A 26,202-nucleotide genomic window follows, 5' to 3' on the forward strand; every position below is an offset into this window, starting at 1 on the left:
TGCCGCGGCACTAGCCGTGGGCACGGCGGATGCGGCCGGTCCGGATCGGAGCACCGGTCGCCGACCTGCCCCGGAGCCCGGCGGAATCGGCCGACGCCCCGCACCCGCCCCCGGCCGACCGGCGCTTCCCCCGGACACTCCGGTTAGGCTCGTGCCCGTACGACCTTGATCGGCGAAGTCCGGCGATCGGAGGGGCGGACGAGTGGATGAGCGGGCTTGATCCGACGGGAGGCCTGGGATGACGGCGCCGGGGCGCAGGAGCAGCACGTTCTCGCGACTGCTGCGGCACGGTTTCACCGATCCGAGCGCCGCCGAGCGGCTGCTGGAGAGCGAGGAGCTGTCCGGCGTCCGCAACGACCCGGTGCTGCTGGACGCGCTCGGGGCGACCGCCGACCCGAACCTCGCGCTGCTGGGCCTCGTACGGCTGCTGGAGGCGCAGCCGGACCGTACGGCCCGGCGGGTGCTGCTGGACACGCTGATAGCGGCCAAGCCACTGCGGGACCGGCTGCTGGGGGTGCTCGGCGCGTCCGCCGCGCTCGGTGACCATCTGGCCCGGCACGCGCAGGACTGGCAGGCGCTCGTGACGTACGAGCCGCGGGATCTGCATCCGGGCGTCGAGGAGTTCGAACGGGGCCTTGCCGAGGCCACCGACCCCGTCTCCCTCCGTGTCGCCTACCGCCGCTGTCTGCTCTCCATCGCCGCCCGTGACGTCTGCGGGACGACGGATGTCGCCCAGACCGCCGCCGAGCTCGCCGACCTCGCCACCGCCACGCTGCGGGCCGCCCTCGCGATCGCCCGCGCCGCCGCGCCGGAGGACGCCGAGCTGTGCCGGCTCGCGGTCGTCGCGATGGGCAAGTGCGGCGGCCACGAACTCAACTACGTCTCCGACGTCGACGTCATCTTCGTCGGGGAGTCGGCCGACGGGGCCGACGAGCAGAAGGCGATCCGGGCCGCCACCCGGCTCGCCTCGCACATGATGCGGATCTGCTCCGAGACCACCGTCGAGGGCAGCATCTGGCCGGTCGACGCCAACCTGCGGCCGGAGGGGCGCAACGGCCCGCTCGTGCGGACGCTCAGCAGCCATCTGGCGTACTACCAACGGTGGGCGAAGACCTGGGAGTTCCAGGCGCTGCTCAAGGCCCGGCCGGTCGCGGGGGACCTCGAACTGGGCGAGGCGTACGTCACCGCGCTCGAACCGCTCGTCTGGAAGGCGGCCGAACGGGAGAACTTCGTCACCGACGTGCAGCGCATGCGGCGCCGCGTGGTCGAGAACATCCCGGCCGCCGAGGTGGACCGTCAACTCAAGCTCGGGCCCGGCGGGTTGCGGGACGTCGAGTTCGCCGTCCAGATGCTGCAGCTCGTGCACGGACGCGGCGACACGTCCCTGCGCAGCGGCACCACCCTCGACGCGCTGGGCGCGCTGGCCGCCGGCGGGTATGTGGGCAGGACGGACGCGGCCGGGCTCGACGCCGCCTACCGGTTCCTGCGTTCGATGGAGCACCGCATCCAGCTCTACCGGCTGCGCCGCACCCACCTCGTCCCCGAGGCCGACGACGACCTGCGACGCATCGGCCGTTCCCTCGGCCTGCGCGCCGATCCGGTCGCCGAGCTGAACCGCGAGTGGCGCCGCCACGCGGCCGTCGTGCGACGGCTGCACGAGAAGCTCTTCTACCGCCCGCTCCTCGACGCCGTCGCCCAGCTCGCCCCCGGTGAGATCAGGCTGAGCGCCGACGCGGCCCGCGAGCGCCTCGTCGCCCTCGGCTACGCCGACCCCGCCGCGGCGCTGCGCCACCTGGAGGCCCTGGCGTCCGGCGTCTCCCGCAAGGCAGCCATCCAACGCACCCTGTTGCCGGTCCTGTTGGGCTGGTTCGCCGACTCCGCCGATCCGGACGCGGGCCTGCTCAACTTCCGCAAGGTCTCGGACGCGCTCGGCCGAACCCCTTGGTATCTACGCCTGTTGCGCGACGAGGGCGCGGCGGCGGAGAACCTGGCGCGCGTCCTCTCCGCGGGACGCCTGGCCCCCGACCTCCTCATGCGCGCCCCCGAGGCGGTCTCCCTCCTCGGCGACGGGGACGGTGGCGCCGGTGGTCTCGAAGCCCGTGAACGCGCCCACCTGGAACAGGAGATCCTCGCCGCCGTGGGCCGGGCCGACGGCGCCCAGCAGGGTGTCACGGCGGCGCGCGGCGTCCGCCGCCGGGAGCTCTTCCGTACGGCCGCCATGGACATCGTCGGCTCCTACGGCACCGAGGCGTCCCCGGCCACCGCCGACCAGGGCGCCCTCGTGGACCTCGTCGGCGGCGCGGTCTCCGACATCACGGCCGCGACCCTCGCGGGCACCCTGCGGGCGGTGGTCCGCGAGGGCTGGGGCGACACCCTCCCCACCCGCTTCGCGGTGATCGGCATGGGCCGCTTCGGTGGCCACGAACTGGGCTACGGCTCCGACGCCGACGTCCTGTTCGTCCACGAGCCACGGGAGGGCGCCGACGAACAGGAGGCGGGCCGCGCCGCGAACGCGGTCGTCTCCGAGATGCGCCGCCTGCTGCAGCTCCCGAGCGCCGACCCGCCCCTCCTCATCGACGCGGACCTGCGCCCCGAGGGCAAGACCGGCCCACTCGTGAGGACGCTGAACTCCTACGAGGCCTACTACCGCCGGTGGTCGCTGGTGTGGGAGTCGCAGGCCCTGCTGCGCGCCGAACCGGTCGCCGGTGACGAGGAGTTGGGCCGCCGCTTCCTCGAACTCGTCGATCCGCTCCGCTACCCGGTCGGTGGCCTCGGCGACGACGCCGTACGGGAGATCCGGCGCATCAAGGCCCGCATGGAGTCGGAGCGGATGCCGCGCGGCGCCGACTCGACCCTCCACACCAAGCTCGGCCGCGGCGGCCTCTCCGACGTCGAATGGACCGTCCAGCTCCTCCAGCTCCAGCACGGGCACCGCGAGCCGGGGCTCCGCACGACCCGCACCCGGGAGGCCCTGGCCGCCGCCCGCGAGGCCGATCTGGTGAGCGCCGAGGACGCGGCCATACTGGACGAGGCCTGGGTGCTGGCCACCCGCGTCCGCAACGCCGTGATGCTCGTACGAGGCCGCGCGGGCGACACCTTCCCCTCCCACGGCCGTGAACTCGCTGCCGTGGGGAGGTACTTGGGGTACGGCCCCGGCCACGTGGGCGACATGCTCGACGACTACCGCCGCATCACACGACGGGCTCGGGCCGTGGTGGACGAGCTGTTCTACGGGGGGTGACCCCCCAGTCCGGGTGGGCGCCTTCACCGCCGCAGGGCCTGCCGGCCTGTCGCGGTCGCGGGCCGCCGGATTTCCACACCGTCGGCGGCAGAGCGTGCCGAGGTCCGCCGCGGCCTGGTCAGGGCCACCCCCGCCAGGACCACCACCATCCCCGCGATCACCCGGGTCCCCACCCGCTCGTCGAGGAACAGCGCCCCCAGGGCGACCGACACCACGGGCAGCAGATAGCCGACCGTCGCCGCGCTCGTCGCACCCTCGTCCGCGATCAGGCGGTAGTTGAGGTAGAAGGTGACCCCCGTTCCGAAGATCCCCAGGACGGCCACCGCGAGCAGGGCGGTCAGGTCGGCCCCGGACGGGCCTGCGCTCGCTGCGGGCGGGGCGTCCGCCGCCCATCCCGTCGCCGCCCAGCCGGTCGTCGCCCATCCCGTCGCCGCCAGGAGCTGCGCGGCGGAGACGGCGAGCGGCGCGTCGCGGCCCGTCAGATGGCGGCCCATGTACGCGAAGGCCACCGCGTAGCTCACGGCCGCCCCGAGGAGCGCGAGCGCGCCCGAGGTCATCAGCCCCGCCCGCTGCCAGGGCGCGAAGATCAGCAGGACTCCGGCGAAGCCGAGGAGGAGACCGGTGAGGCGGGCGGGGGAGAGGGGGCGGTCGGTCCCGAGGACGAGGCCGAGGAGCAGGGCCCACAGGGGGGTGGTCGCGTTGAGGACGCCCGCCGTGCCCGAGTCGACGGTCTGCTCGCCGATGCCGAAGAGCGCGAACGGCAGGGCGTTGCAGAAGAAGGCGGCGATCAGGAGGTGGGTCCAGGTCCGCCGGTCGCGCGGCAGGCGCTGGCGGGCGGCCAGGGCGAGGACCAGCAGGACCGCCGCGCCCAGCGCGCAGCGCGCGACCGTGATCTGGAGCGGGGAGAGGCCGTGGTTGAGGGCGAGCTTGATCCAGAGGAAGCCCGAGCCCCACAGGAGGGCGAGCAGGGCCATACGGAGGGTGGACGCGAGAGGCATGTGCACCACGGTCGGGGACGGGATACGTAAGGACAAGCGAAGAATCGTGCATGGACCTTTAAGCTGAGCTGCATGATTGATGTGCGCCGGATGCAGGTGCTCAGAACCGTGGTGACCAGCGGCTCCGTGACGGCCGCCGCGACCGCTCTCGGCTACACGCCCTCCGCGATCAGCCAGCAGATCGCCGCGCTGGAGAAGGAGACCGGGATCGCGTTGCTGGAGCGGGTCGGGCGCGGGGTGCGGCCCACGGAGGCCGGACTGCTGCTCACCGAGTACGCGGACGCGATCGGGCGGCAGGTCGCCGAGGCGGAGGCCGCGCTGGCCGATCTGCGGACCGGACGCACGGGGCGACTGGCCGTGCGGTACTTCGCCACGGCCGGCGCGTCCCTGGTGGCTCCCGCCGTGGCCCGGCTGCGCGCCGAGCACCCCGGCGTCCGGCTCGAGCTGAAGCTCATCGACCCCGACGACCCGCTCCCGGCGGTCCGGGAGGGGCGGGCCGACCTCGCGCTCGTCGTACGGCCGCGCGGCGCCGACCCGGACGGCGTACGGCTGCTGCACCTGCTCGACGACACCTACGTCGCCGTACTGCCCGCCGCGCACCCCCTCGCCGGCCGGCCCGGCCTCGCGCTGGCCGACCTGGCCGACGAGCCGTGGGTCGGCAGCGAATGGCCGGGGCCCTGCCTGGACGCCCAGCTGGAGGCATGCGCCGAGGCCGGTTTCCGGCCCCGGTTCGTGGTGGAGAGCGAGGACTACGCGACCGCGCAGGGCTTCGTCGCGGCCGGTCTCGGGGTCGGTCTCATCCCCCGGCTCGGCCTCGGCAGCACCCATCCCGACGTTGTCGTCCGCCGGTTCACCGGCCCGGAACCCCGGCGTTCCCTCCACGCGGCCGTACGCGCGACGGCCCCGCCGCAGCCCGCCCTGCGGACGTTCGTCAGGGCACTGCGGGAAGCCGCCGGCGCTACGCCTTGACCGGTTCCAGCTCCGGTTCCCGGATGCTCCCCGTCACCTGGCGTGGCAGCGCGTAGGGCAGCGTGCCGTACCAGACCCGGGCCACGGCGAAGCCGAAGGCCAGGCAGAGCATGCCGCCGACCGCGTCCAGCCAGAAGTGGTTGGCGGTGGCGACGATCACGACGAGCGTCAGCGTGGGATAGAGCAGGCCCAGCACGCGCACCCACGGCACCGACGCCAGCGCGAAGATCGTCAACCCGCACCACAGCGACCAGCCGATGTGCATGGACGGCATCGCCGCGTACTGGTTCGACATGTTCTTCAGGTCGCCCGAGGCCATCGAACCCCAGGTCTGGTGGACGACGACGGTGTCGATGAAGTTCTCGCCGGTCATCAGACGGGGTGGGGCCAGCGGGTAGAAGTAGTAGCCGACCAGGGCCACGGCGGTGGTGGCGAACAGGACCAGTCGCGTCGCCGCGTAACGACCCGGATGACTACGGTAGATCCACACGAGGACACCGAGCGTGACGACGAAGTGCAGGGTCGCGTAGTAGTAGTTCATGCCGACGATCAGCCATGTGACCGAGTTCACGGAGTGATTGATCGTCTCCTCGACCGCGATCCCGAGGTGGTGCTCCACCTTCCAGATCCAGTCGGCGTTCCGCAGCGCCTGCGTCTTCTGCTCCGGGACCGCGTTGCGGATCAGGGAGTACGTCCAGTAACTCACCGCGATCAGCAGGATCTCGAACCAGAGGCGGGGCCTGCGCGGAACCCTCAGCCGGTGCAGATACCTCTGCTCCGGCGCGTCCGTGACGGACCGCGGAGCGGCCTGCTCCCGGCCTTCCTCCAGTGTCGTCACGGTCGTTTCACCCATGGGCACAGAGTCTGCCAGAAAAGCGGTACCCCACCGATCATCCTCTGGTCGGGTTCATCACGCACATCCGTCGGGGTGGCGCTGAGGGCCTTCTCCTCCGTACGTACCGCATCGTTCCCCCATCTCTCCGTCTCAGGTACGAGACCGGTCCCCGGGCGCCGAGGCGGTCGACCCCCGCACCACCAGTTCCGGCATGAACACGAACTCGCTGTGCGGCGCCGGGGTCCCGCCGATCTCCTCCAGCAACGTACGCACCGCCGCCTGCCCCATCGCCGGGACCGGCTTGCGGACGGTCGTCAGCGGAGGGTCGGTGAAGGCGATCAGGGGGGAGTCGTCGAAGCCGACGACCGAGACGTCGTCCGGGACCTCCAGGCCCCGCTGCCGGGCCGCCCGGATCGCGCCCAGCGCCATCATGTCGCTCGCGCACACCACCGCCGTGCAGTCCCGGTCGATGAGCGCCAGGGCCGCCGCCTGGCCGCCCTCCAGGGTGTAGAGGGAGTGCTGGACGAGTTCCGACTCCACGGCCGCGGCCGCCAGCCCCAACTGGTCCTGCATCGTGCGGACGAAGCCCTCGATCTTGCGCTGCACCGGCACGAAGCGCTTGGGGCCCAGCGCCAGACCTATCCGGGTGTGCCCCAGCGACACCAGATGCGTCACCGCCAGGGACATCGCCGCCCGGTCGTCCGGCGAGATGAAGGGGGCCTGGACCTTCGGCGAGAAACCGTCGACGAGGACGAACGGCACGCCCTGGGCGCGCAGTTGCTCGTAGCGCTGCATGTCGGCCGAAGTGTCGGCGTGCAGACCGGAGACGAAGATGATGCCGGCGACCCCCCGGTCGACGAGCATCTCCGTCAGCTCGTCCTCCGTCGATCCGCCGGGGGTCTGGGTGGCGAGCACCGGGGTGTACCCCTGCCGGGTCAGCGCCTGGCCGATGACCTGGGCCAGGGCCGGGAATATGGGGTTCTCCAGCTCCGGGGTGATGAGGCCCACCAGGCCGGCGCTGCGCTGCCGCAGCCGGACCGGCCGCTCGTAGCCCAGCACGTCGAGGGCGGCCAGAACGGACTGGCGAGTGGTCGCGGCGACGCCCGGCTTCCCGTTCAGGACGCGGCTGACAGTCGCCTCACTGACCCCCGCCTGGGCTGCGATGTCGGCAAGCCGTGTGGTCACAGCACTGGACTGTACCGGCCGGACCTGCGCTTGCACACCGGCCCGGCGTCGGGGGCGGGCGGGGATGCGGCCCACTGCGGGCTGCTGCGTCATCGCGGTCCCTCGTGATTCTGGTCGGTGTCCGTGGGGGCGCCCCGAGTGCGGAAGGGGTGACCTTCGCAAGGCGCTGACAGGGTGATGATGGCCGCCACCACCAGTGGTGGCAAGAGCTTGCAGAGTCTTGCACAGCCCCGTGAACCCCCGCTGAGCGGCCCTGATATCAGGTTTCGGCCATGTCGAGCACAGGTCACGGGCCGGTAACCATCCCCCTCCGTTGCAATTTTTTGCAGCAAGGTCTTTCGTCGCGCTTACAACGCTGTTACGTTCGGCCTCGCCCGGCGGCGGCGATGGCGCGGCCGGAACTCGGCAGGAGCGGCGGACGGGGCCCTCCGCCCAGCACACGGGCTTTCACCCTCAAGGAGATCTCATGCGGCGTGGCATAGCGGCCACCGCGTTGGTGGCGTCGATCGCCCTCACGGCGACGGCCTGCGGCGGAAGTGACAGCGGCGACTCGGCCGACGGTCCGGTCACCATCACCTGGTGGGACACCTCCAACGCCACCAATGAGGCGCCGACGTACAAGGCCTTGGTCAAGGAGTTCGAGGCCGCCAACAAGGACATCAAGGTCAAGTACGTCAACGTGCCGTTCGACCAGGCGCAGAACAAGTTCGACACCGCCGCCGGCGCCACGGGCGCGCCGGACATCCTGCGCTCCGAGGTCGGCTGGACCCCCGCCTTCGCGAAGAAGGGCTTCTTCCTGCCGCTGGACGGCACCGAGGCCCTGAAGGACCAGGACAAGTTCCAGCCCAGCCTGATCAAGCAGGCCCAGTACGACGGCAAGACCTACGGCGTTCCGTTCGTCACCGACACCCTCGCGCTGGTCTACAACAAGGAGCTCTTCGAGAAGGCCGGCATCACCGAGGCCCCGAAGAGCTGGGACGACCTGAAGAAGGCCGCCGCCACGATCAAGGAGAAGACCGGCGTCGACGGCTACTGGGGCTCCACCCAGGCCTACTACGCCCAGTCCTTCCTCTACGGCGAGGGCACCGACACCGTCGACGTCGCCGCCAAGAAGATCACCGTGGCCTCCGCCGAGGCGAAGAAGGCGTACGGCACCTGGCTGGACCTCTTCGACGGCAAGGGCCTGCACAAGGCGGACACCACCGCCGACGCCTACGCCCACATCCAGGACGCCTTCGTCAACGGCAAGGTCGCCTCGATCGTCCAGGGCCCGTGGGAGATCACGAACTTCTACAAGGGCTCGGCGTTCAAGGACAAGGCCAACCTGGGCATCGCCACCGTCCCGGCCGGCTCCACGGGCAAGGCGGGCGCCCCGACCGGCGGCCACAACCTCTCCGTGTACGCCGGCTCGGACAAGGCGCACCAGGAGGCGTCGCTGAAGTTCGTCAACTTCATGACCTCGGCGAAGTCCCAGGAGACCATCGCCCTGAAGAACTCCACGCTGCCCACGCGCGACGACGCCTACACCGCCGAGGTGAAGGCCGACCCGGGCATCGCCGGCTACCAGACCGTGCTGGCCGCCGCCCAGCCGCGCCCCGAGCTGCCCGAGTACAGCTCCCTGTGGGGCCCGCTGGAGACCGAGCTGCTCGCGATCGCCGGTGGCAAGGAGTCCCTGGACAAGGGCCTGGGCAACGCGGAGACCGCGATCGCCAAGCTGGTCCCGGACTACAGCAAGTGATCCCGGGTGGCCGCCGTGTCCCTCACCCCGGCTCCGGCCGGGGCCGGACGCGGCGGCCGCCGGCCGGGCCGCCGAGCGGCCCGGCCCCCGAGCAGCCCAGCCCCCGATCTTCCAGTGATCTTCCAGAAGGTGTCGAACGATGACAGTCGCCATCGACCGAGCGACCGGCAAGCGCCGAGGTGAACCGGGCGGGCGCCCGGGCCCGCTGTCGCGTCTGAAGCAGTCGTACCAGCGGTACTGGTACGCGTACGCGATGATCGCCCCGGTGGTCGTCGTGCTCGGCGTCCTGGTGCTGTATCCGCTGGCGCGCGGCCTCTACCTCACGCTCACCAACGCCAACAGCCTCAACTCGGCGCGCACGATCGGCGCCAACCACATCGAGGCCACCTACGAGTTCATCGGCTTCGACAACTACGCCGACATCCTGTGGGGTCCGACGTCGTACGACCGCTTCTGGTCGCACTTCATCTGGACGATCGTCTGGACGGCCCTCTGCGTCGCCCTGCACTACGTCATCGGGCTCGGTCTCGCGCTGCTGCTCAACCAGAAGCTGCGCGGCCGCACCTTCTACCGGCTGATCCTGGTCCTGCCGTGGGCCGTGCCGACCTTCGTCACCGTGTTCGGCTGGCGTTTCATGCTCGCCGACGGCGGTGTGATCAACGCCGGCCTCGAAGCACTGCACCTGCCGGCCCCGCTGTGGCTGGAGGACACCTTCTGGCAGCGGTTCGCCGCGATCATGGTCAACACCTGGTGCGGTGTGCCGTTCATGATGGTCTCGCTGCTCGGCGGGCTGCAGTCCATCGACTCCACGCTGTACGAGGCGGCGGAGATGGACGGCGCGAGCGCCTGGCAGCGCTTCCGCTACGTCACCCTGCCAGGTCTGCGCTCGGTCAGCTCCACCGTCGTCCTGCTCGGCGTCATCTGGACGTTCAACCAGTTCGCGGTCATCTTCCTGCTGTTCGGCGACACCGCGCCCGAGGCGCAGATCCTCGTGACCTGGGCCTACTACCTCGGCTTCGGGCAGCAGCCGCGTGACTTCGCGCAGTCGGCGGCCTACGGCATCCTGCTGCTGGCCATCCTGATCGTCTTCACCTCCTTCTACCGCCGCTGGCTGAACCGCGATGAGCAGCAGCTCGCGATCTGAGGCAGGAGCCCCCATGAGCACCACGACGCCCACGACGACCGGCGGCACCACGGGCGCCGGGGACCGGCAGGCCCCGCAGACCCCTTCGGCGCCCCGCACCCGCCGACGCGGCGAGAACAGCCTCGCCGGCTCGCTCGCCTCCCACGCCATCCTCATAGTGGCGAGCCTGGCCGCGCTCTTCCCGATCGCCTGGCTGGTCTTCCTGTCCCTCGGACCGGACAAGGACGATTACCTGCATCCCGGGCGCATCTTCGGCAAAATGACCTTTGCCAACTACTCGCACGTGCTTCAGGAGACACCGTTCTTCGACTGGCTGGTCAGCACCCTCGTCGTCTCGCTCGGCACCACCGTCATCGGGGTGCTGATCGCGGCGACCACCGGTTACGCCGTCTCCCGCATGCGCTTCCCGGGCTACCGGAAGTTCATGTGGGTGCTGCTGGTCACGCAGATGTTCCCGGTGGCCGTCCTGATGGTGCCGATGTACGAGATCCTGTCGGAACTGCGGCTCGTCGACAGCTACCTCGGCCTCATCCTCGTCTACTGCTCGACGGCCGTGCCGTACTGCGCCTGGCTGCTCAAGGGCTACTTCGACACGATCCCCTTCGAGATCGACGAGGCCGGACGCGTCGACGGGCTCAGCCCCTTCGGTACCTTCGCACGGCTGATCCTGCCGCTCGCCAAGCCGGGACTCGCGGTCGCCGCGTTCTACAGCTTCATCACCGCGTTCGGGGAGGTCGCCTTCGCCTCGACGTTCATGCTGTCCGACACGAAGTACACCTTCGCCGTCGGTCTGCAGAGCTTCGTCAGCGAACACGACGCCCAGCGCAACCTGATGGCGGCCACCGCCGTGCTGGTCGCGATCCCCGTCTCCGCGTTCTTCTACCTCGTGCAGAAGAACCTGGTGACCGGCCTGACCGCGGGCGGCACCAAGGGGTGACGCCCCCTCCCCGGAACCCGAGGCGGTCGCGGTGTCCATCCGACCCCGCTGTCACCGCGGCCGCCTCGTCAACCTCTCCCTGCCTCTGCCCGGACGACCCGTCACGTATCAAGGACGTCATGAGCCATCAGCACTCCACCGTCACCCCCACCGCAACCCCCGCCAAGGCTGAGCGCAGCGACTGGTGGCGCGACGCGGTGATCTACCAGGTCTACCCGCGCAGCTTCGCCGACAGCAACGGCGACGGCATGGGCGACCTGGAGGGTGTACGTTCCCGACTTCCCTACCTGCGCGACCTCGGCATCGACGCCGTGTGGCTGAGCCCCTTCTACGCCTCCCCGCAGGCCGACGCCGGGTACGACGTCGCCGACTACCGCGCGGTGGACCCGATGTTCGGGACGCTGCTGGACGCGGACGCCCTGATCCGCGACGCCCACGAGCTGGGCCTGCGCATCATCGTCGACCTGGTCCCGAACCACTCCTCCGACCAGCACGAGTGGTTCAAGCGGGCCGTCGCGGAGGGTCCTGGTTCGCCGTTGCGCGACCGCTACCACTTCCGCACCGGCAAGGGCGCGCACGGCGAACTCCCCCCGAACGACTGGGAGTCCATCTTCGGCGGCCCGGCCTGGACGCGGGTGACGGAGCCGGACGGCACCCCGGGCGAGTGGTACCTCCACCTCTTCGCCCCGGAGCAGCCCGACTTCAACTGGGACCACCCGGCGGTCGGCGACGAGTTCCGCTCCATCCTCCGCTTCTGGCTGGACATGGGCGTCGACGGCTTCCGTATCGACGTCGCCCACGGCCTGGTCAAGGCGGACGGCCTCCCGGACCTCGGCGCCCACGACCAGCTGAAGCTGCTGGGCAACGATGTCATGCCCTTCTTCGACCAGGACGGCGTCCACGCGATCTACCGCGAATGGCGCCTGGTGCTGGACGAGTACGCCGGTCAGCGCATCTTCGTGGCGGAGGCGTGGACCCCCACCGTCGAACGCACCGCGAACTACGTCCGCCCGGACGAACTCCACCAGGCCTTCAACTTCCAGTACCTGGGCACGGACTGGGACGCGGCCGAGCTGAAGGTCGTCATCGACCGCACGCTGGACGCGATGCGTCCGGTGAACGCCCCCGCGACGTGGGTGCTGTCGAACCACGACGTGACGAGGCACGCGACACGCTTCGCCAACGAGCCGGGCCTCGGCACGCAGATCCGCCTCGCGGGCGACCGCGCGCTGGGCCTGCGCCGCGCCCGCGCCGCCTCGCTCCTGATGCTGGCGCTGCCCGGCTCGGCCTACGTCTACCAGGGTGAGGAACTGGGCCTCCCCGACGTCGTCGACCTCCCGGACGAGGTCCGCCAGGACCCCGCGTACTTCCGGGGCGCCGGCCAGGACGGCTTCCGCGACGGCTGCCGCGTCCCGATCCCGTGGACCCGCGACGGCTCGTCGTACGGCTTCGGCCCCGGCGGCTCCTGGCTGCCGCAGCCCGCCGAGTGGGGCGACCTCAGCATCGAGGCCCAGACGGGCGAGGCGGGCTCGACCCTGGAGCTGTACCGCACGGCCCTGGCGGTCCGCCGTGAACAGCGCGCCCTCGGCGCGGGCGACTCGGTGGAGTGGCTGAAGGCCCCCGCCGGCGTGCTGGCCTTCCGCCGGGGCGACTTCGTGTGCGTCGCCAACACCACGAGCGAGGCGGTCCGGATCCCCGCGTACGGTCGCGTCCTGGTCGCCAGCGGTGAGCTGACGGTGGCCGACGACGAGGCGAAGCTGCCGGGGGACACGACGGTTTGGTGGACGACGGGCTGACGCTCCCGCGGGACGCCGACCGTGGTGCGTACGCGGTCGGCGTCCGGGGGTCCACTGCTCCGGTCCGTGCCGGGTCCCCGGTGCGTGCCGTGTTCCCGGTGGCGGGCCCGCTTCCCCGGCCGGACAAGGGAGTCGCGCTCGGCAGGGAGGTGTGCCCGCCATGACGAGACCCAGCGAGCAGCGAGCCCCGGCGGAGCCGCTCTCCGCTAGCACGTGGGACGTGCACTGCCCGGAGGAAGGAGTCGCCGTCATCCTGCTGTTCGACAGCAAGGACGACGCCGACCGGGGCGCGGACGAGCACAACGCCCAGTTCACCCCACCGCATACGGCCAGGGCGGTGCCGCACACGCCCGGCCCCGACCCGGATCCGCCGCCCCACCCCGGCGGCGCTCCGCGCGAAGAGTTCCCCGCCTGAGGCCGAGCACCTCCTCGCCCTCGGGCGGGACGGCCGGTGAGATCTCAGCCGCTCAGCCCGAGTTCACCCGCCCGCACCCCCGCCTGGAAGCGTGAGCCCGCTTCCAGGGCGTGGAGCAGGGAGGCGACGCGGCGGCGGTAGGTGCGTACGGACATACCGAGTTCGCGGGCGGCGGTCTCGTCGGTGGCGCCCGAGCCGAGGGCCCGCAGGACCCGCCGGCTCTCGCGGTCGAGGCGGGGCCGGTCGCCGTGGAGGAAGGCCTTGAGGACGGTGGCCGTCTCCCAGGCGGCTTCGAAGAGGGCGTACACGCCGCCGACCAGGGCGGGGGCGGTGGTCAGGGTGTACTCGCGGCCTGCGGGGGAGTCCAGCCCGGCGAGGATCGCGACCCGTCGGTCGATGACGATCGTCTCGTGCGGAAGGGCGGTCGCGGCGATCCTCACCTCCGCGCCCCTCTCGGTGAGTTCCCGGAGATGGGCGCGGTCGTGCTCGTCGGCCAGCGCGTCGGCCATCTCACCGAGGCCCGTGCCATCGCCCCCGTCGCGGCGATCCAGAACCACTTCCACGCCGCCGAGCGCGACGACACCGACCTGCTGGCCGCCTGCGAGGACGCGTCCATCGCCTTCGTGCCGTTCTTCCCCCTGGGCGGTGGCATCACCGACCTCACCGGCGACGAACGCGTCACCGAGGTCGCGGCACGCCACGGCGCCACCGTCCCGCAGATCGCCCTGGCCTGGCTCCTGGCCACCTCCCCCCACACCCTCGCCATCCCCGGCACCGGCTCTCTCGCCCACCTGGAGGAGAACACCGCCGCCGGGTCGATCACCCTCACCGACGAGGATCTGTCCGTCCTCGCCTGAGTCGAAGATCGTGTTCCCTCAACACCCTTGCCTGTGAAGAGATTTCGCGCGCGTGAAGAAGCTGTGTCCGGAGGGTTGACCGTTTGACAAGCGACTCGTACTTTCCTCTCGGCTGAAAGTTTTCAGCCATCTTGCAGCAAGAATCCGCAACGCTCCTGCCGCAAGCGGGCCCCTCCACGGCCCAGAAACTCCCCCTCGGAACCCTTCAACGGAGAAGGACCCCACACATGGCCAGCAGAACCCTCTCCGGTGCGCTCGCTCTCGCGGCCGGCGCGTCGATCGCGCTCGCGGTGCCCACGGGAACCGCGTACGCCTCGCCGCCCGGCACCAAGGACGTGACCGCCGTCCTGTTCGAGTGGAACTTCGCCTCCGTCGCCAAGGAGTGCACCAACACACTCGGCCCGAACGGGTACGGCTACGTCCAGGTCTCACCGCCCGCCGAGCACATACAGGGCTCGCAGTGGTGGACGTCGTACCAGCCCGTCAGCTACAGGATCGCCGGACGGCTCGGCAACGCCACCGCCTTCAAGAACATGGTCGACACGTGTCACGCGGCCGGCGTCAAGGTCGTGGTCGACACCGTCGTCAATCACATGTCCGCCGGGAGCGGCACCGGAACAGGCGGCTCGTCGTACACGAAGTACACCTACCCCGGCCTCTACTCCTCCTTCGACTTCGACGACTGCACCGCCACCATCGGCGACTACGGCAACCGCGCCAACGTCCAGAACTGCGAACTCGTCGGGCTCGCGGACCTGGACACCGGTGAGGAGTACGTGCGGTCGGCCGTCGCCGGGTACATGAACAGCCTGCTCGGGTACGGCGTCGACGGGTTCCGGATCGACGCCGCCAAGCACATCCCCGCCGCCGACCTCGCCCACATCAAGTCGCGGCTCACCAACCCCTCCGTGTACTGGAAGCAGGAGGCCATCCACGGCGCCGGGGAGGCCGTGAAGCCGAGCGAGTACACCGGCAACGGGGACGTGCAGGAGTTCCGGTACGCCTTCGACCTCAAGCGGGTCTTCCACAACGAGAACCTCGCCTACCTCAAGAACTACGGCGAGGGCTGGGGCTACCTGAACAGCTCCGTCGCCGGGGTCTTCGTCGACAACCACGACACCGAGCGCAACGGCTCCACCCTCAGCTACAAGGACAACGCCACCTACACGCTGGCCAACGTCTTCATGCTGGCCTACCCGTACGGCGCGCCCGACATCAACTCCGGGTACGAGTTCACCGACCACGACGCGGGCCCACCCAACGGCGGTACGGTCAACGCCTGCTGGCAGAACGGGTGGAAGTGCCAGCACGCCTGGCCGGAGATCATGCGCATGGTCCCCTTCCGCAACGCCACCCGCGGTGAGGCCGTCACCGACTGGTGGGACAACGGGGGCGACGCGATCGCCTTCGGGCGTGGCGGCAAGGGTTTCGTGGCCATCAACCACGAGTCGGGCAGCCTCAGCCGCACGTACCAGACCTCCCTCGCGGCCGGCACCTACTGCAACGTGCAGAACAACACGACGGTCACCGTGAACGACTCCGGTCGGCTCACCGCGGCCCTCGGCCCCCACACCGCCCTGGCGATCTACGTCGGCAGGACCAGCTGCTGAGCCACCGCCCGGCGCGTGGACGCGCGCCGGGCACCTCACCTCGCCCCGCGCCACCTGAAAGCAGTTTCCGTTACTTTCAAGCCTCTTGCTGAAAAGCTTACGGCGGCGATACGGTCGCGCGGGGTCGGACCCACCAGAGCCGTCATCGCAAGGAGCCCATCTGTGATACCGAGATGGCCGACGCCGTCGAGGCGCCCAACCGCCCACGCCGGCCGGACCGCCGTAATCGGCGCGGTCACCGTGACCGCGCTGACCGCAGCGCTCGTCCAGCCCTTCTCCGCGGGGGCCGCCACTGCGCCCGCACCGCCGTCCGACGCGAAGCTGGCGAAGACCGCCGCCCGTCACGACCTCACCCGCGAGCAGTTCTACTTCGTCCTGCCGGACCGTTTCGCCAACGGAGACAGGGCGAACGACAAGGGCGGTCTGACCGGCTCGCGCCTCGCCACCGGCCACGACCCCACCGACAAGGGCTTCTACCAAGGTGGCGACCTCAAGGGCCTCACCAAGCGGCTCGACTACATCAAGGGCCTGGGAACCACCTCCATCTGGCTGGCGCCGATCTTCAAGAACCAGCCCGTCCAGGGCACCGGTGAGAACGCCTCCGCCGGCTACCACGGTTACTGGATCACCGACTTCACCCAGGTCGACCCGCACTTCGGCACCAACAAGGACCTGGAGACCCTGATCTCCAAGGCCCACGCCAAGGGCATGAAGGTCTTCTTCGACGTCATCACCAACCACACCGCCGATGTCGTCGACAACGAGGAGAAGTCATACGACTACCTCTCCAAGGGCGCCTTCCCCTATCTGACGAAGGACGGCAAGCCCTTCGACGACACCGACCACGCGGGCGGGGGCAGCGGCTTTCCGTCCGTCGACCGGGACTCCTTCCCCCGCACCCCCGTGGTCCCGGCCGCGAAGAAGAACGCCAAGGTCCCCTCCTGGCTCAACGACCCGACGATGTACCACAACCGGGGCGACTCCACCTGGGCCGGCGAGTCAGCCACCCATGGCGACTTCGTGGGGCTGGACGACCTGTGGACCGAGCGCCCCGAGGTCGTCTCCGGCATGGAGAAGATCTACGAGAAGTGGGTCAGGGATTTCGACATCGACGGCTTCCGGATCGACACCGTGAAACACGTCGACATGGAGTTCTGGACGCGGTGGGCCACCGCGCTCGACGCGTACGCCGCGAAGAAGGGCCGCGACGACTTCTTCATGTTCGGCGAGGTCTACTCCGCCGACACCTCCGTGACCTCCCCGTACGTCACCCGGGGCCGCCTCGACTCCACCCTCGACTTCCCCTTCCAGGACGCGGCACGCTCGTACGCCTCCCAGGGCGGCAGCGCGAAGAAGCTGGCCTCGGTCTTCGGGGACGACTACAGGTACACGACCGACAAGGCCAACGCGTACGAGCAGGTCACCTTCCTCGGCAACCATGACATGGGCCGCATCGGGACCTTCCTCAAGCAGGACGACCCGAAGGCCTCCGACGCCGAACTGCTCGCCAAGGACAGGCTCGCCAACGAGCTGATGTTCCTCAGCCGGGGCAACCCGGTCGTCTACTACGGCGACGAGCAGGGCTTCACCGGCGCGGGCGGCGACAAGGACGCCCGCCAGACGATGTTCGCCTCGAAGACCGCCGACTACCTGGACGACGACCTGCTCGGCACGGACCGTACGCACGCCACGGACGCGTACGACACGAGCGCGCCGCTCTACCGGCGGATCAGTGCGCTCGCCAAGCTCCGCAAGGCCCACCCGGCCCTCGCCGACGGCGTCCAGACCGAGCGGTACGCGGCCGACGGGGCGGGTGTCTACGCCTTCTCGCGGACCGACGTCCGGACCGGCACCGAGTACGTCGTCGCCTTCAACAACGCGAGCGAGGCCAAGTCGGCCGGCTTCGCGACCGGTTCGGCCGGCATGACCTTCAAGGGTCTCTACGGGACCGACGACAAGGTGACGAGCGGCACGGACAAGAAGGTCACCGTCACCGTCCCGGCCGGCTCGGCGATCGTCCTCAAGGCCGCCGGCCCCCTCGCGAAGCCCGCGACGGAGCCGTCCCTCACGCTGAAGGCCCCGGCCGCCGGTGCCACCGGCACGGTCGAGATCGGCGCCGAAGTGGACGGCGGACAGCTCAACCGGGTCGTCTTCGCCGCCCAGGTCGGCAACGGCAGGTGGAAGACCCTCGGCTCCGCCGACCACGCCCCGTACAAGGTCACCCAGACGCTCGGCGAGGACGTACCCGCCGGAACCGCCCTGCGGTACAAAGCAGTGGTGATCGACCGAACCGGACGTACGTCGAGCGCCACCGCGACCTCCACCACGGGCACCCCGCCCGCCCCCGAGGTCCCCACCGCCTCCTCGCGCGACTACGCCATCGTCCACTACAAGCGCGCGGACGACGACTACACCGACTGGCGGCTGTACGCCTGGGGTGACATCGCCGAGGGCGAGGGGACCACCTGGCCCGACGGCCACGACTTCGTCGGGCGGGACGCGTACGGCGCCTTCGCCTACGTCAAGCTCAAGCCCGGGGCCTCGAACGTCAGTTATCTCGTCATCGACAAGGACGGCACCAAGGACGTCTCCGTCGACCGCTCGATCGACGTCACCAGAACGGGCGAGATCTGGGTCGAGCAGGGCAAGGAGGCCGTGCTCACGGAGAGGCCCACGGCCGACTACCCGCAGCCGGACACGTCCAAGGCCGTCCTGCACTACCACCGCGCCGACGGGAACCACGACGGCTGGGGCCTGCACGTCTGGTCCGGAGCCGCGAACCCCACCGACTGGTCCAAGCCCCTGGAGCCGGTGCGGACCGACGCCTACGGCGCCGTCTTCGAGGTGCCCCTCACCGACGGGGCCACCAGCCTCAGCTACATCGTCCACAAGGGCGACGAGAAGGACCTCTCCGCCGACCAGGCCCTCGACCTCAGAGCCGACGGGCACGAGGTGTGGCTGCTCGGCGGGCAGGAGAAGTACCTGCTCCCGCAGCCGGCCGGTGCCGCCGCCGCCCTCGACCTCACCACCTCCAAGGCCGTCTGGATCGACCGGAACACCGTGGCCTGGGGCGGCGTCGACACGGCCGCCTCCACCCAGCTGCTGTACTCGCGCACCGGCTCCATCACGGCGAAGGACGGCGCGCTGACCAGCACCGACGAGCGGTGGCTGCGGCTGACCAAGTCGGCTCTCACCGACGCCCAGAAGGCGAGGTTCCCGCACCTGAAGTCGTCCACCGCGTGGACCGTCGACCCCCGCGACCGCGACCGGGTCCGTGAGGCCCTGCGCGGCCAGCTCGTCGCCTCCCAGCGCGCGGCGAACGGCGCGGTGCTCGCGGCGACGGGCGTGCAGATCGCCGGCGTGCTCGACGATCTGTACGACGCGTCCGAGGCGGACCTGGGCCCGACCTTCCGCGACGGCCGCCCCACGCTCGCCGTCTGGGCGCCCACCGCACAGCGGGTCTCCCTCGACCTCGACGGCCAGCGGATCGCCATGAAGCGGGACGACACCACCGGCGTCTGGTCCGTCACCGGCGAGAAGTCCTGGAAGAACAAGCCCTACCGGTACGTCGTGAAGGTGTGGGCGCCCAGCGTCCGCGAGATCGTCACCAACAAGGTCACCGACCCGTACTCCGTCGCCCTGACCGCCGACTCCGAGCGCAGCCTCGTCGTCGACCTGGCGGACAGGGCCCTGGCGCCGAGCGGCTGGTCGTCGTACACCAAGCCGAAGGCCGTCCCGCTGAAGGACGCGCAGATCCAGGAACTGCACGTCCGGGACTTCTCGATCGGTGACAGCACCGTGCCGGCGAAGGACAAGGGCACCTACCTCGCCTTCACCGACCGGGACAGCGACGGCTCGAAGCACCTGCGGAAGCTGGCGGCGGCGGGCACCTCGTACGTGCACCTCCTCCCCGTCGCCGACATCGCCACCATCCCCGAGAAGAAGGCCGACCAGGCGACCGTCGACTGCGACCTCGGCTCCTACGCCGCCGACTCCGACCAGCAGCAGGAGTGCGTCGCGAAGGCCGCCGCGAAGGACGGCTTCAACTGGGGCTACGACCCGTACCACTACACCGTCCCGGAGGGCTCGTACGCCACCGACCCGGACGGGACGCGGCGCACGGTCGAGTTCCGCAAAATGGTGAAGGCGCTCAACGACGACGGTCTCGGCGTCGTGCTGGACGTGGTCTACAACCACACCCCGGCCAGCGGCCAGGCCGACAAGAGCGTCCTCGACAAGGTGGTCCCCGGTTACTACCACCGGCTCCTCGCCGACGGTTCGGTCGCCACCTCCACCTGCTGCGCCAACACCGCGCCCGAGAACACCATGATGGGCAAGCTGGTCGTCGACTCGATGGTCACCTGGGCCAAGCAGTACAAGGTCGACGGGTTCCGCTTCGACCTGATGGGCCACCACCCGAAGGCCAACATCCTGGCCGTCCGCAAGGCCCTCGACGCCCTGACACCGGAGAAGGACGGCGTCGACGGGAAGCGGATCATCCTCTACGGGGAGGGCTGGAACTTCGGCGAGGTCGCCGACGACGCGCGCTTCGTCCAGGCCACCCAGAAGAACATGGCCGGGACGGGCATCGCGACCTTCTCCGACCGGGCCCGGGACGCGGTGCGCGGCGGCGGCCCCTTCGACGAGGACCCGGGCGTCCAGGGCTTCGCCTCCGGTCTGCACACCGAGCCCAACTCCTCGGAGGAGAACGGCACTCCGGCCGAGCAGAAGGCCCGGCTGCTGCACTACCAGGACCTCATCAAGGTCGGCCTGAGCGGCAACCTCGCGAACTACCGCTTCACCGACACCGACGGCAAGGAGGTCAAGGGCTCCGAGGTCGACTACAACGGGGCAGCCGCCGGCTACGCGGACGCCCCCGGCGACGCCCTCGCCTATGTCGACGCCCATGACAACGAGTCGCTGTTCGACGCGCTCGCCTTCAAACTGCCCGCCTCGACGAACGCGGCCGACCGGGCCCGGATGCAGGTCCTCGCCATGGCGACGGCCGTCCTGTCGCAGGGCCCCGCGCTCTCCCAGGCGGGCACCGACCTGCTGCGGTCCAAGTCCCTCGACCGCAACTCCTACGACAGCGGGGACTGGTTCAACGCGATCCACTGGGACTGCCGCGGCGGCAACGGCTTCGGGCGCGGCCTGCCCCTCGCGGCCGACAACCGGTCCAAGTGGCCCTACGCGAAGCCCCTGTTGACCTCGGTGAAGGTCGGCTGCGAGCAGATCGAGGCCACCTCGGCCGCGTACCGTGACCTGCTGCGGATCCGTACGACGGAGGACGTCTTCTCCCTCGACACGGCCGGACAGGTCCAGTCGAAGCTGTCCTTCCCGCTGTCGGGGAAGGACGAGACCCCGGGCGTGATCACCATGGAACTCGGTGACCTCGTCGTCGTCTTCAACGCCACCCCCGAGGAGCGGAAGCAGACCGTGGACGGCCTGGCCGGGACGGCGTACGCCCTGCATCCGGTGCAGGCGTCGGGCGCGGACTCTACCGTCCGGAAGGCGTCTTACGAAGCGGAATCGGGGACCTTCGTCGTTCCGGGGCGGACCGCGGCGGTATTCGCACGATCCGACCGGTAGCGCGCTAGCTTGGGTGGTGCGGACGGAGCAAGAGGGGTCCGGCCCGCACCATCCGAGCGCCGGCGACGACGGAGCCTCATGAGCCTGATGGCCGACGAAGCAAGCACGACGGTCCTCGTGGTCGACGACGCGGCCGCCAGCCGGTACGCGATGGGCGCGGTGCTGCGCAGAGCCGGACACAGTGTCGTCCCCGTCGCCAGCGCCGGCGAGGCCCTCGCCGAACTCGACGTGCGGCTGCGCTCGGGAGTCCTGCCGGACGTGGCGCTCGTCGACGTCGGTCTCCCCGACATGAGCGGGTTCGAACTCTGCCGCCGGCTCAAGGCGCAGGCCCCGATGTCCGCCCTGCCCGTCGTCCACTTCTCCGCCGCCTCCGTCGCCCCCAGCGACCGCTGCCGGGGCCTCGACGCGGGCGGCGAGGCCTATCTGACGGTCCCCGCCGAACCGGAGGAGATCCAGGCCGTCGTCCGCGCGGCCGTCCGCGGCGCCCGGATGCGCAACGGCGCCGAGGCCCTCGTACGACGGCTCACGCTGCTCTCCGAGACCATCGTCGACGTCCAGGCCGCCCGCACCCTGGAGGAGTTGGCCGGGGCCGCCGCCGAGGGGGCCGCCCGGCTCACCCGGTCGCCCGCCGCCGTGTTCGTGCTCGGCGAGGACGGTCACCTCTACAGCGGCACCTCCCGCGCCAGGGCCCGCACCACTCTCCCCGACGCCGGCGCGCACGACGCCGTGGCCCGGCTCATCCGCCGCGTCACCGACGGCAACCCCGGGCCGCACGACACCGTCGTCCCCGCGCCCCTGTGGCCCGCGGGCTTCTTCCGGCCCGGCGTCACCGAGGACGCCCGTCTGGTCCTCGCCCGCACCGAGAGCGGCACGCCCGTCTGCGTCGCCACGCCGGTGCACGACACCCGCACGGCCTCCGACAGCTCGGGGCTGGTCGCCCGCCTCGCGCAGGCCACCGCGCTGGCCGCGCAACCCCTGCTCATGTACCAGGTCGAGCGCCATGTCGCGCTCACCCTCCAGCACAGCTTCCTGCCCAAGCGGGTGCCCGAGTTCCCCGGCCTCGAAGTGGTCGTCCGTTACGTACCCGCGTCCCGTCAGACCGAGATCGGCGGCGACTTCTACGCCGCCCTGTCCACCCCCGGCGGCGTCCTCACCGCCGTCGGCGACGTCGTCGGGCACTCGCTGGACGCGGCCACCGTGATGGTCGAGATCCGGCACGCCCTGCGCGCCTACTGCGTGGAGCAGTCCGACCCGGCGGCGCTCGCCCGACGGCTCGACCGGATGCTCCAGCACTACCACCCCGACGTCACCGCCACGGTCTGTCTGGCCCTCGTCGAGCCGGGCAGCGGGCGGGTGCGGGTCGCCAACGCGGGTCACATCCCGCCGTTGGTCGTCCGCGACTCCGGCGAGGCCGCGTACGTGAAGGCCGCCGGGCCGCTCCTCGGGCTCGGCCTCGAACGGCCCGAGCCCACCGAGACGGTGCTGTGGCCCACGGACCGGCTGCTCATGGTCACGGACGGGCTCGTGGAGACCCGGGGCATCGACCTGTCGCTCTCCCTGGAGCAACTGCGGGCCGCCGCGGCGGACGCGCCGTCCGGGACGGTCGCGCTCTGCGACACCTTGCTGCACTGCTTCGGCCGGGACAGGGAGGACGACATCGCGATGCTGGCGTTGCGGCTGCGGTTAGGGTGACCTCATGCCGCAGATCACTGTTGACTACTCCGCCGTCCTCTCCGAGGGCTTCGACCGGCCCGCGTTCGCCAAGGCGCTGCACGAGGAGGTCGTGCGGACCGCCGCCGCGAAGCCGGAGGCCTGCAAGACGCAGTTCCGGGCCACCGAGGACACGGTGGTCGGGCCCGACATCGACGGCCACGCGATCGTGCACGTCACCCTCGGGCTGCTGGCGGGACGGACCGACGAGACCAAGGCGACGCTGACCGAGAACGTGCTCGGGCTGCTCCGGGAGCACGTGAAGCTGGGGGAGGGGCTGGCGTTCCACGCGTCGGCGGAGGTACGGGACCTGGACCCCTCGTACCGGAAGTTCGAGGTCTAGGGCCCTCTGTCGGAAGGGCCCCGGGCGGGGCTCAGCCGCGGGCCAGAGCCACCAGGCGGCCCGCCAGTTCGCTGAACGGGCCGTCCACCGGCTCGTCGGCCAGCATGCCGCGCAGCAGGTCCGCCATCTCCGCGTCCTGCGCCGCGCTCACGGCCGCCAGGGCCGCGAAGTCGTGGACGAGTTGGAGCTCCAGCTCCCGCCTCGGGATGCGGCGGCCGTCCAGCCAGATGAGGGCCGTGGACTCGGCGAGCGAGATCCAGGTGCGGATGACGAGTTCGAGGCGGGCCGGTGGGGCGTCGACATCCAGGTGCGAAAGGATCTGGACATAGGCGGCCTGCCGTACGCCGTCGACGAGGGCGTTGGTACGGGACGAGCCGACGGCCGGGCCGCCCCGCATCAGGGCCGAGAAGCCGGGGCCGTGTTCGTCGACGAAGTCGAAGTACCGGTGGGTGACACGGAGCAGCCGGGCACCGAGCGGACCCTCCCGGGGTTCCACGAAACGGTTCGCGAGATCGTCGGAGGCACGCTGCAACGCGGCCTCGTACAGGCTGAGTTTGCCGGGGAAGTAGTGGTAGACGAGCGGGCGCGAGATGCCGGCCGCCGACGCTATCTCGTCGATGGAGACCTCGTCGGGCGAGCGCCGGCTGAACAGTTCGAGGGCGACCCCGATCAACTGCTGCCGCCGCTCCTCCACACTCATCCTGCGGCGCGCACCGGTTCGCATACGAACACCTTACCGATTGATTCCAGCCGGGCATCGGCTGGATAGCGTAGAGGTGTTCGAGCTTCGCGGTCACCGGGCGGGCTGAAGCCCGTGGATCTCCCGGCCGTTCGCCAGCGTGCCCTTCAACTCCGTCCGCGCGCCGTCCTCGGCCGGTACGGCGAGAAGGTTGCCCCGCGCCGATCCGCTCGCCCCGCCGCTCAGTTCGACGGAGACGGTGTCCTTGCCGCCGGCGGCCAGCAGATAGGAGGCGCCGGCCGCGGACTTCCACGGGCCGACGGCGAGCACATGGGGGTCGGCCGGGCCGCAGGCGGGGACCTCGTCGGCGGCGGCCGTGACGTACGCGCCCGCCGGGGTGTCGAACTGGGTCATCGCCCGCGTGCCCGCGCCCCGCCAGGTCTCGGTGCGGACGCACACCCAGTCGGCCGTGCCGCTGCCATCGGGCAGCGGCTGGCGGGCGAAACGCCAGGCGTTGACGGTCCGCACACCCTGCGACCGTACGGCGGCCAGGGAGCAGGCGAAGGGCGCCCAGGCCCCGGGGGCGGCGGAGGCGTCACGGGCGGGCACGGTGGTCGGACGGCCGACGGTGAGGTGCGCGGGAACCACCTCGGACAGATCACTCAGCAGCCGCGTACCCCCCGTCGCATCGGTCAGCTGCAGGACGTCCCACGACTCGCACCTGCCGCTGCGCACCGCCGGGCTGGCGAACGGGGCCGTCGTCCCGTCCTTCGCCAGCGCCAGCCTCCGCACCTCGCCGTCCGCCTTCGCCAGATCCCGTACGGCCGCCTCCCGCACCCAAGGAGCCGTCAGATAGCGGACGTTGCCGTCGACCCGGCCCAGCACCAGGGCGCTCGCCCCGGCGCCGGTCGCCCCGTCCACCCGGGTCAGGTCGAGGGCCGCCGTGCCCGGGGCGTCGAGGGGCTCGGCATACCGCGCGATCCGCAGGCCGTCGTGGAGCAGCACCACCCGGAGGTGGTCGACCTCGCCCGCGTACAGCAGTTGCGGCGGGCCCGGCGGGGGGCCGGCCTGGGTGCCGAGGGTGACCGCGACCTGCACGGACTGTCCTGGGCGGGCCCAGACCGCGAGGGCCCGCCGCAGCAGGGCCCGGTCCTTGACGAGACCGCCGCGCGCGGGCCAGGTGGTGAAGTCGGTCCGCCCCGTCGCCTGCCACGCCGTGGCCGTCGCCGTCGTCAGCCTGCCCGGATCGAGGGCCGCCTGGGCCGCCGGGTTCCGGGCGTACGGCGGCGCCGCCGCGCCGTCCGGGCCCCACCCCTCCCCGGGCAGGCCGAGGAGGGCCCCGCACACGACCACGGCGGCCGTGGCGGCCAGCGCGGCCTTCGTGTGCTGGCGGCGGCGCACCAGATCGGTGGGGCGGGCGTGCAGCGAGCAGGGGTCGTACTCGGGGGAGAGGAGCAGCGCGTACTGCTGTGCCGGCACCGCGTCGGCCTCCCGCAGCGCGGCGTCCGGATCACCGGCCCCGGCCTCTTCGAGGAGCGTCCGGATCACCGGTTCGGGGAGCTTCTCCAGGCCCCGCAGGACATAGGCGGCGCGGGCCGGTGAGGAGAGCGCCGACAGCCGCTGGTCCAGGGCCATTTCGTCGGCGCCGCCCGAGCGGGGGAAGAGCCGCAGCCCCCACACCCGCGGCAGCAGCGGCGGCAGTTGGGACCGCTTCGGCCACGCCCCGCGCCGCAGCGGGAGTCCGGCCTCCAGGGCGGTGCGGACCACTTGGAGCCGGACATACGCGTACCCGGGGTTGCGCTCGCGTCCCGCCACGGTGCCCGTCGCCTGGGCCGGGATCAGTGAGGCCGACCTGCGCCCCCTCGGCAAGGCCCGCTGCGTCAGCGCGTGCGCCGTCAGCACACGGCGGTTCCGGCCCAGGCTCGGCGGCAACGTCAGATAGGCGAGCCGCACCAGACGCGGATAGTGCTCGACGAGCGCGGCCTCCGCCTGCTCGACGTCCACGACCGACTCCTGAGCGCGGGAAGCTGCGGGGCGCGAGGCGACATCCTGTGACTGCACGTTCAACAGAACGAGCGAATGGTCGGATGGTCACCACGCCGTCCCCCTGGGGTGGGCCGGGGCGCCCAGTGGGGAGGCGGGTGCCTGTTTCGTGG

General features: G+C 71.1%; 18 protein-coding genes. 12 read left to right on the plus strand and 6 right to left on the minus strand.

All coding sequences use genetic code 11. The features are described 5' to 3' along the window. Positions 1-238 precede the first annotated feature (238 nt). On the plus strand, positions 239-3,241 hold the full coding sequence (locus RM704_RS22030) for a bifunctional [glutamine synthetase] adenylyltransferase/[glutamine synthetase]-adenylyl-L-tyrosine phosphorylase (RefSeq protein WP_033527430.1): 3,003 nt from the start codon (positions 239-241) through the stop codon (positions 3,239-3,241). Positions 3,242-3,264: 23 nt separating this feature from the next. Here the strand turns inward: RM704_RS22030 and RM704_RS22035 are convergent, their stop codons facing one another. Next, complete coding sequence (locus tag RM704_RS22035) at positions 3,265-4,239, minus strand: DMT family transporter (protein WP_052146037.1); 975 nt, start codon at positions 4,237-4,239, stop codon at positions 3,265-3,267. A gap of 72 nt (positions 4,240-4,311) precedes the next feature. Between RM704_RS22035 and RM704_RS22040 the strand changes: the two genes are divergently transcribed. Continuing rightward, a complete protein-coding gene (locus RM704_RS22040; RefSeq protein ID WP_033527431.1) occupies positions 4,312-5,208 on the plus strand; it encodes a LysR family transcriptional regulator in 897 nt (298 codons plus the stop codon). On the opposite strand, the gene RM704_RS22045 is transcribed toward RM704_RS22040, so the two are convergent. After that, a complete protein-coding gene (locus tag RM704_RS22045) occupies positions 5,198-6,061 on the minus strand; it encodes a phosphatase PAP2 family protein (protein ID WP_033527513.1) in 864 nt (287 codons plus the stop codon). The two genes, RM704_RS22040 and RM704_RS22045, sit on opposite strands and share 11 nt — an antisense overlap. 132 nt (positions 6,062-6,193) lie before the next feature. After that, positions 6,194-7,228, minus strand: a complete 1,035-nt coding sequence (locus RM704_RS22050; RefSeq protein ID WP_033527432.1) for a LacI family DNA-binding transcriptional regulator — start codon at positions 7,226-7,228, stop codon at positions 6,194-6,196. A 466-nt stretch (positions 7,229-7,694) separates the two neighbouring features. Here RM704_RS22050 and RM704_RS22055 point away from each other — a divergent pair, with 466 nt between their 5' ends. The 5 genes from RM704_RS22055 to RM704_RS22075 all read left to right on the plus strand — a co-directional run bounded on the left by RM704_RS22055 (position 7,695) and on the right by RM704_RS22075 (position 13,258). Then, positions 7,695-8,966, plus strand: a complete 1,272-nt coding sequence (locus RM704_RS22055) for an extracellular solute-binding protein (protein WP_033527433.1) — start codon at positions 7,695-7,697, stop codon at positions 8,964-8,966. A gap of 139 nt (positions 8,967-9,105) precedes the next feature. Then, a complete protein-coding gene (locus tag RM704_RS22060) occupies positions 9,106-10,110 on the plus strand; it encodes a carbohydrate ABC transporter permease (protein ID WP_033527434.1) in 1,005 nt (334 codons plus the stop codon). A gap of 13 nt (positions 10,111-10,123) precedes the next feature. Then, on the plus strand, positions 10,124-11,047 hold the full coding sequence (locus tag RM704_RS22065; protein ID WP_033527435.1) for a sugar ABC transporter permease: 924 nt from the start codon (positions 10,124-10,126) through the stop codon (positions 11,045-11,047). A gap of 119 nt (positions 11,048-11,166) precedes the next feature. Further along, positions 11,167-12,843 carry a glycoside hydrolase family 13 protein gene (locus RM704_RS22070; protein ID WP_033527436.1) on the plus strand — a complete coding sequence of 559 codons (1,677 nt, stop codon included), beginning with the start codon at positions 11,167-11,169 and terminating at the stop codon, positions 12,841-12,843. 160 nt (positions 12,844-13,003) lie between these two features. Next, a complete protein-coding gene (locus RM704_RS22075) occupies positions 13,004-13,258 on the plus strand; it encodes a hypothetical protein (RefSeq protein ID WP_157856696.1) in 255 nt (84 codons plus the stop codon). Positions 13,259-13,302: 44 nt separating this feature from the next. Here RM704_RS22075 and RM704_RS22080 read toward each other — a convergent pair whose 3' ends face one another. Further along, complete coding sequence (locus RM704_RS22080) at positions 13,303-13,767, minus strand: response regulator transcription factor (protein WP_052146027.1); 465 nt, start codon at positions 13,765-13,767, stop codon at positions 13,303-13,305. On the opposite strand from RM704_RS22080, the gene RM704_RS22085 reads away from it, so the two are divergent. The 5 genes from RM704_RS22085 to RM704_RS22105 all read left to right on the plus strand — a co-directional run bounded on the left by RM704_RS22085 (position 13,741) and on the right by RM704_RS22105 (position 23,367). Further along, positions 13,741-14,115 carry an aldo/keto reductase gene (locus tag RM704_RS22085; RefSeq protein WP_438828941.1) on the plus strand — a complete coding sequence of 125 codons (375 nt, stop codon included), beginning with the start codon at positions 13,741-13,743 and terminating at the stop codon, positions 14,113-14,115. The two genes, RM704_RS22080 and RM704_RS22085, sit on opposite strands and share 27 nt — an antisense overlap. Before the next feature lie 227 nt (positions 14,116-14,342). Further along, positions 14,343-15,725: an alpha-amylase gene (locus RM704_RS22090; RefSeq protein WP_033527438.1), complete on the plus strand. Its 1,383-nt coding sequence runs from the start codon at positions 14,343-14,345 to the stop codon at positions 15,723-15,725. Between the two features lie 162 nt (positions 15,726-15,887). Continuing rightward, positions 15,888-21,314 carry a pullulanase-type alpha-1,6-glucosidase gene (pulA, locus tag RM704_RS22095; RefSeq protein WP_033527439.1) on the plus strand — a complete coding sequence of 1,809 codons (5,427 nt, stop codon included), beginning with the start codon at positions 15,888-15,890 and terminating at the stop codon, positions 21,312-21,314. A gap of 87 nt (positions 21,315-21,401) precedes the next feature. Then, positions 21,402-23,006 (plus strand): fused response regulator/phosphatase, encoded by a 1,605-nt coding sequence (locus RM704_RS22100; protein WP_033527516.1) that lies wholly within the window; start codon positions 21,402-21,404, stop codon positions 23,004-23,006. A gap of 4 nt (positions 23,007-23,010) precedes the next feature. Continuing rightward, complete coding sequence (locus RM704_RS22105; RefSeq protein ID WP_033527440.1) at positions 23,011-23,367, plus strand: 5-carboxymethyl-2-hydroxymuconate Delta-isomerase; 357 nt, start codon at positions 23,011-23,013, stop codon at positions 23,365-23,367. Between the two features lie 31 nt (positions 23,368-23,398). Here the strand turns inward: RM704_RS22105 and RM704_RS22110 are convergent, their stop codons facing one another. Together RM704_RS22110 and RM704_RS22115 are read right to left on the minus strand one after the other, a co-directional pair. Continuing rightward, the gene (locus RM704_RS22110; RefSeq protein WP_033527441.1) at positions 23,399-24,091 is read right to left on the minus strand and encodes a TetR/AcrR family transcriptional regulator; all 693 of its coding nucleotides are present in this window, start codon (positions 24,089-24,091) and stop codon (positions 23,399-23,401) included. 69 nt (positions 24,092-24,160) lie between these two features. Next, complete coding sequence (locus RM704_RS22115) at positions 24,161-26,107, minus strand: hypothetical protein (RefSeq protein ID WP_033527442.1); 1,947 nt, start codon at positions 26,105-26,107, stop codon at positions 24,161-24,163. Positions 26,108-26,202 lie beyond the last annotated feature (95 nt).

The organism is Streptomyces gottesmaniae (assembly GCF_031845845.1).
GTDB classification, from domain to species: domain Bacteria; phylum Actinomycetota; class Actinomycetes; order Streptomycetales; family Streptomycetaceae; genus Streptomyces; species Streptomyces akebiae.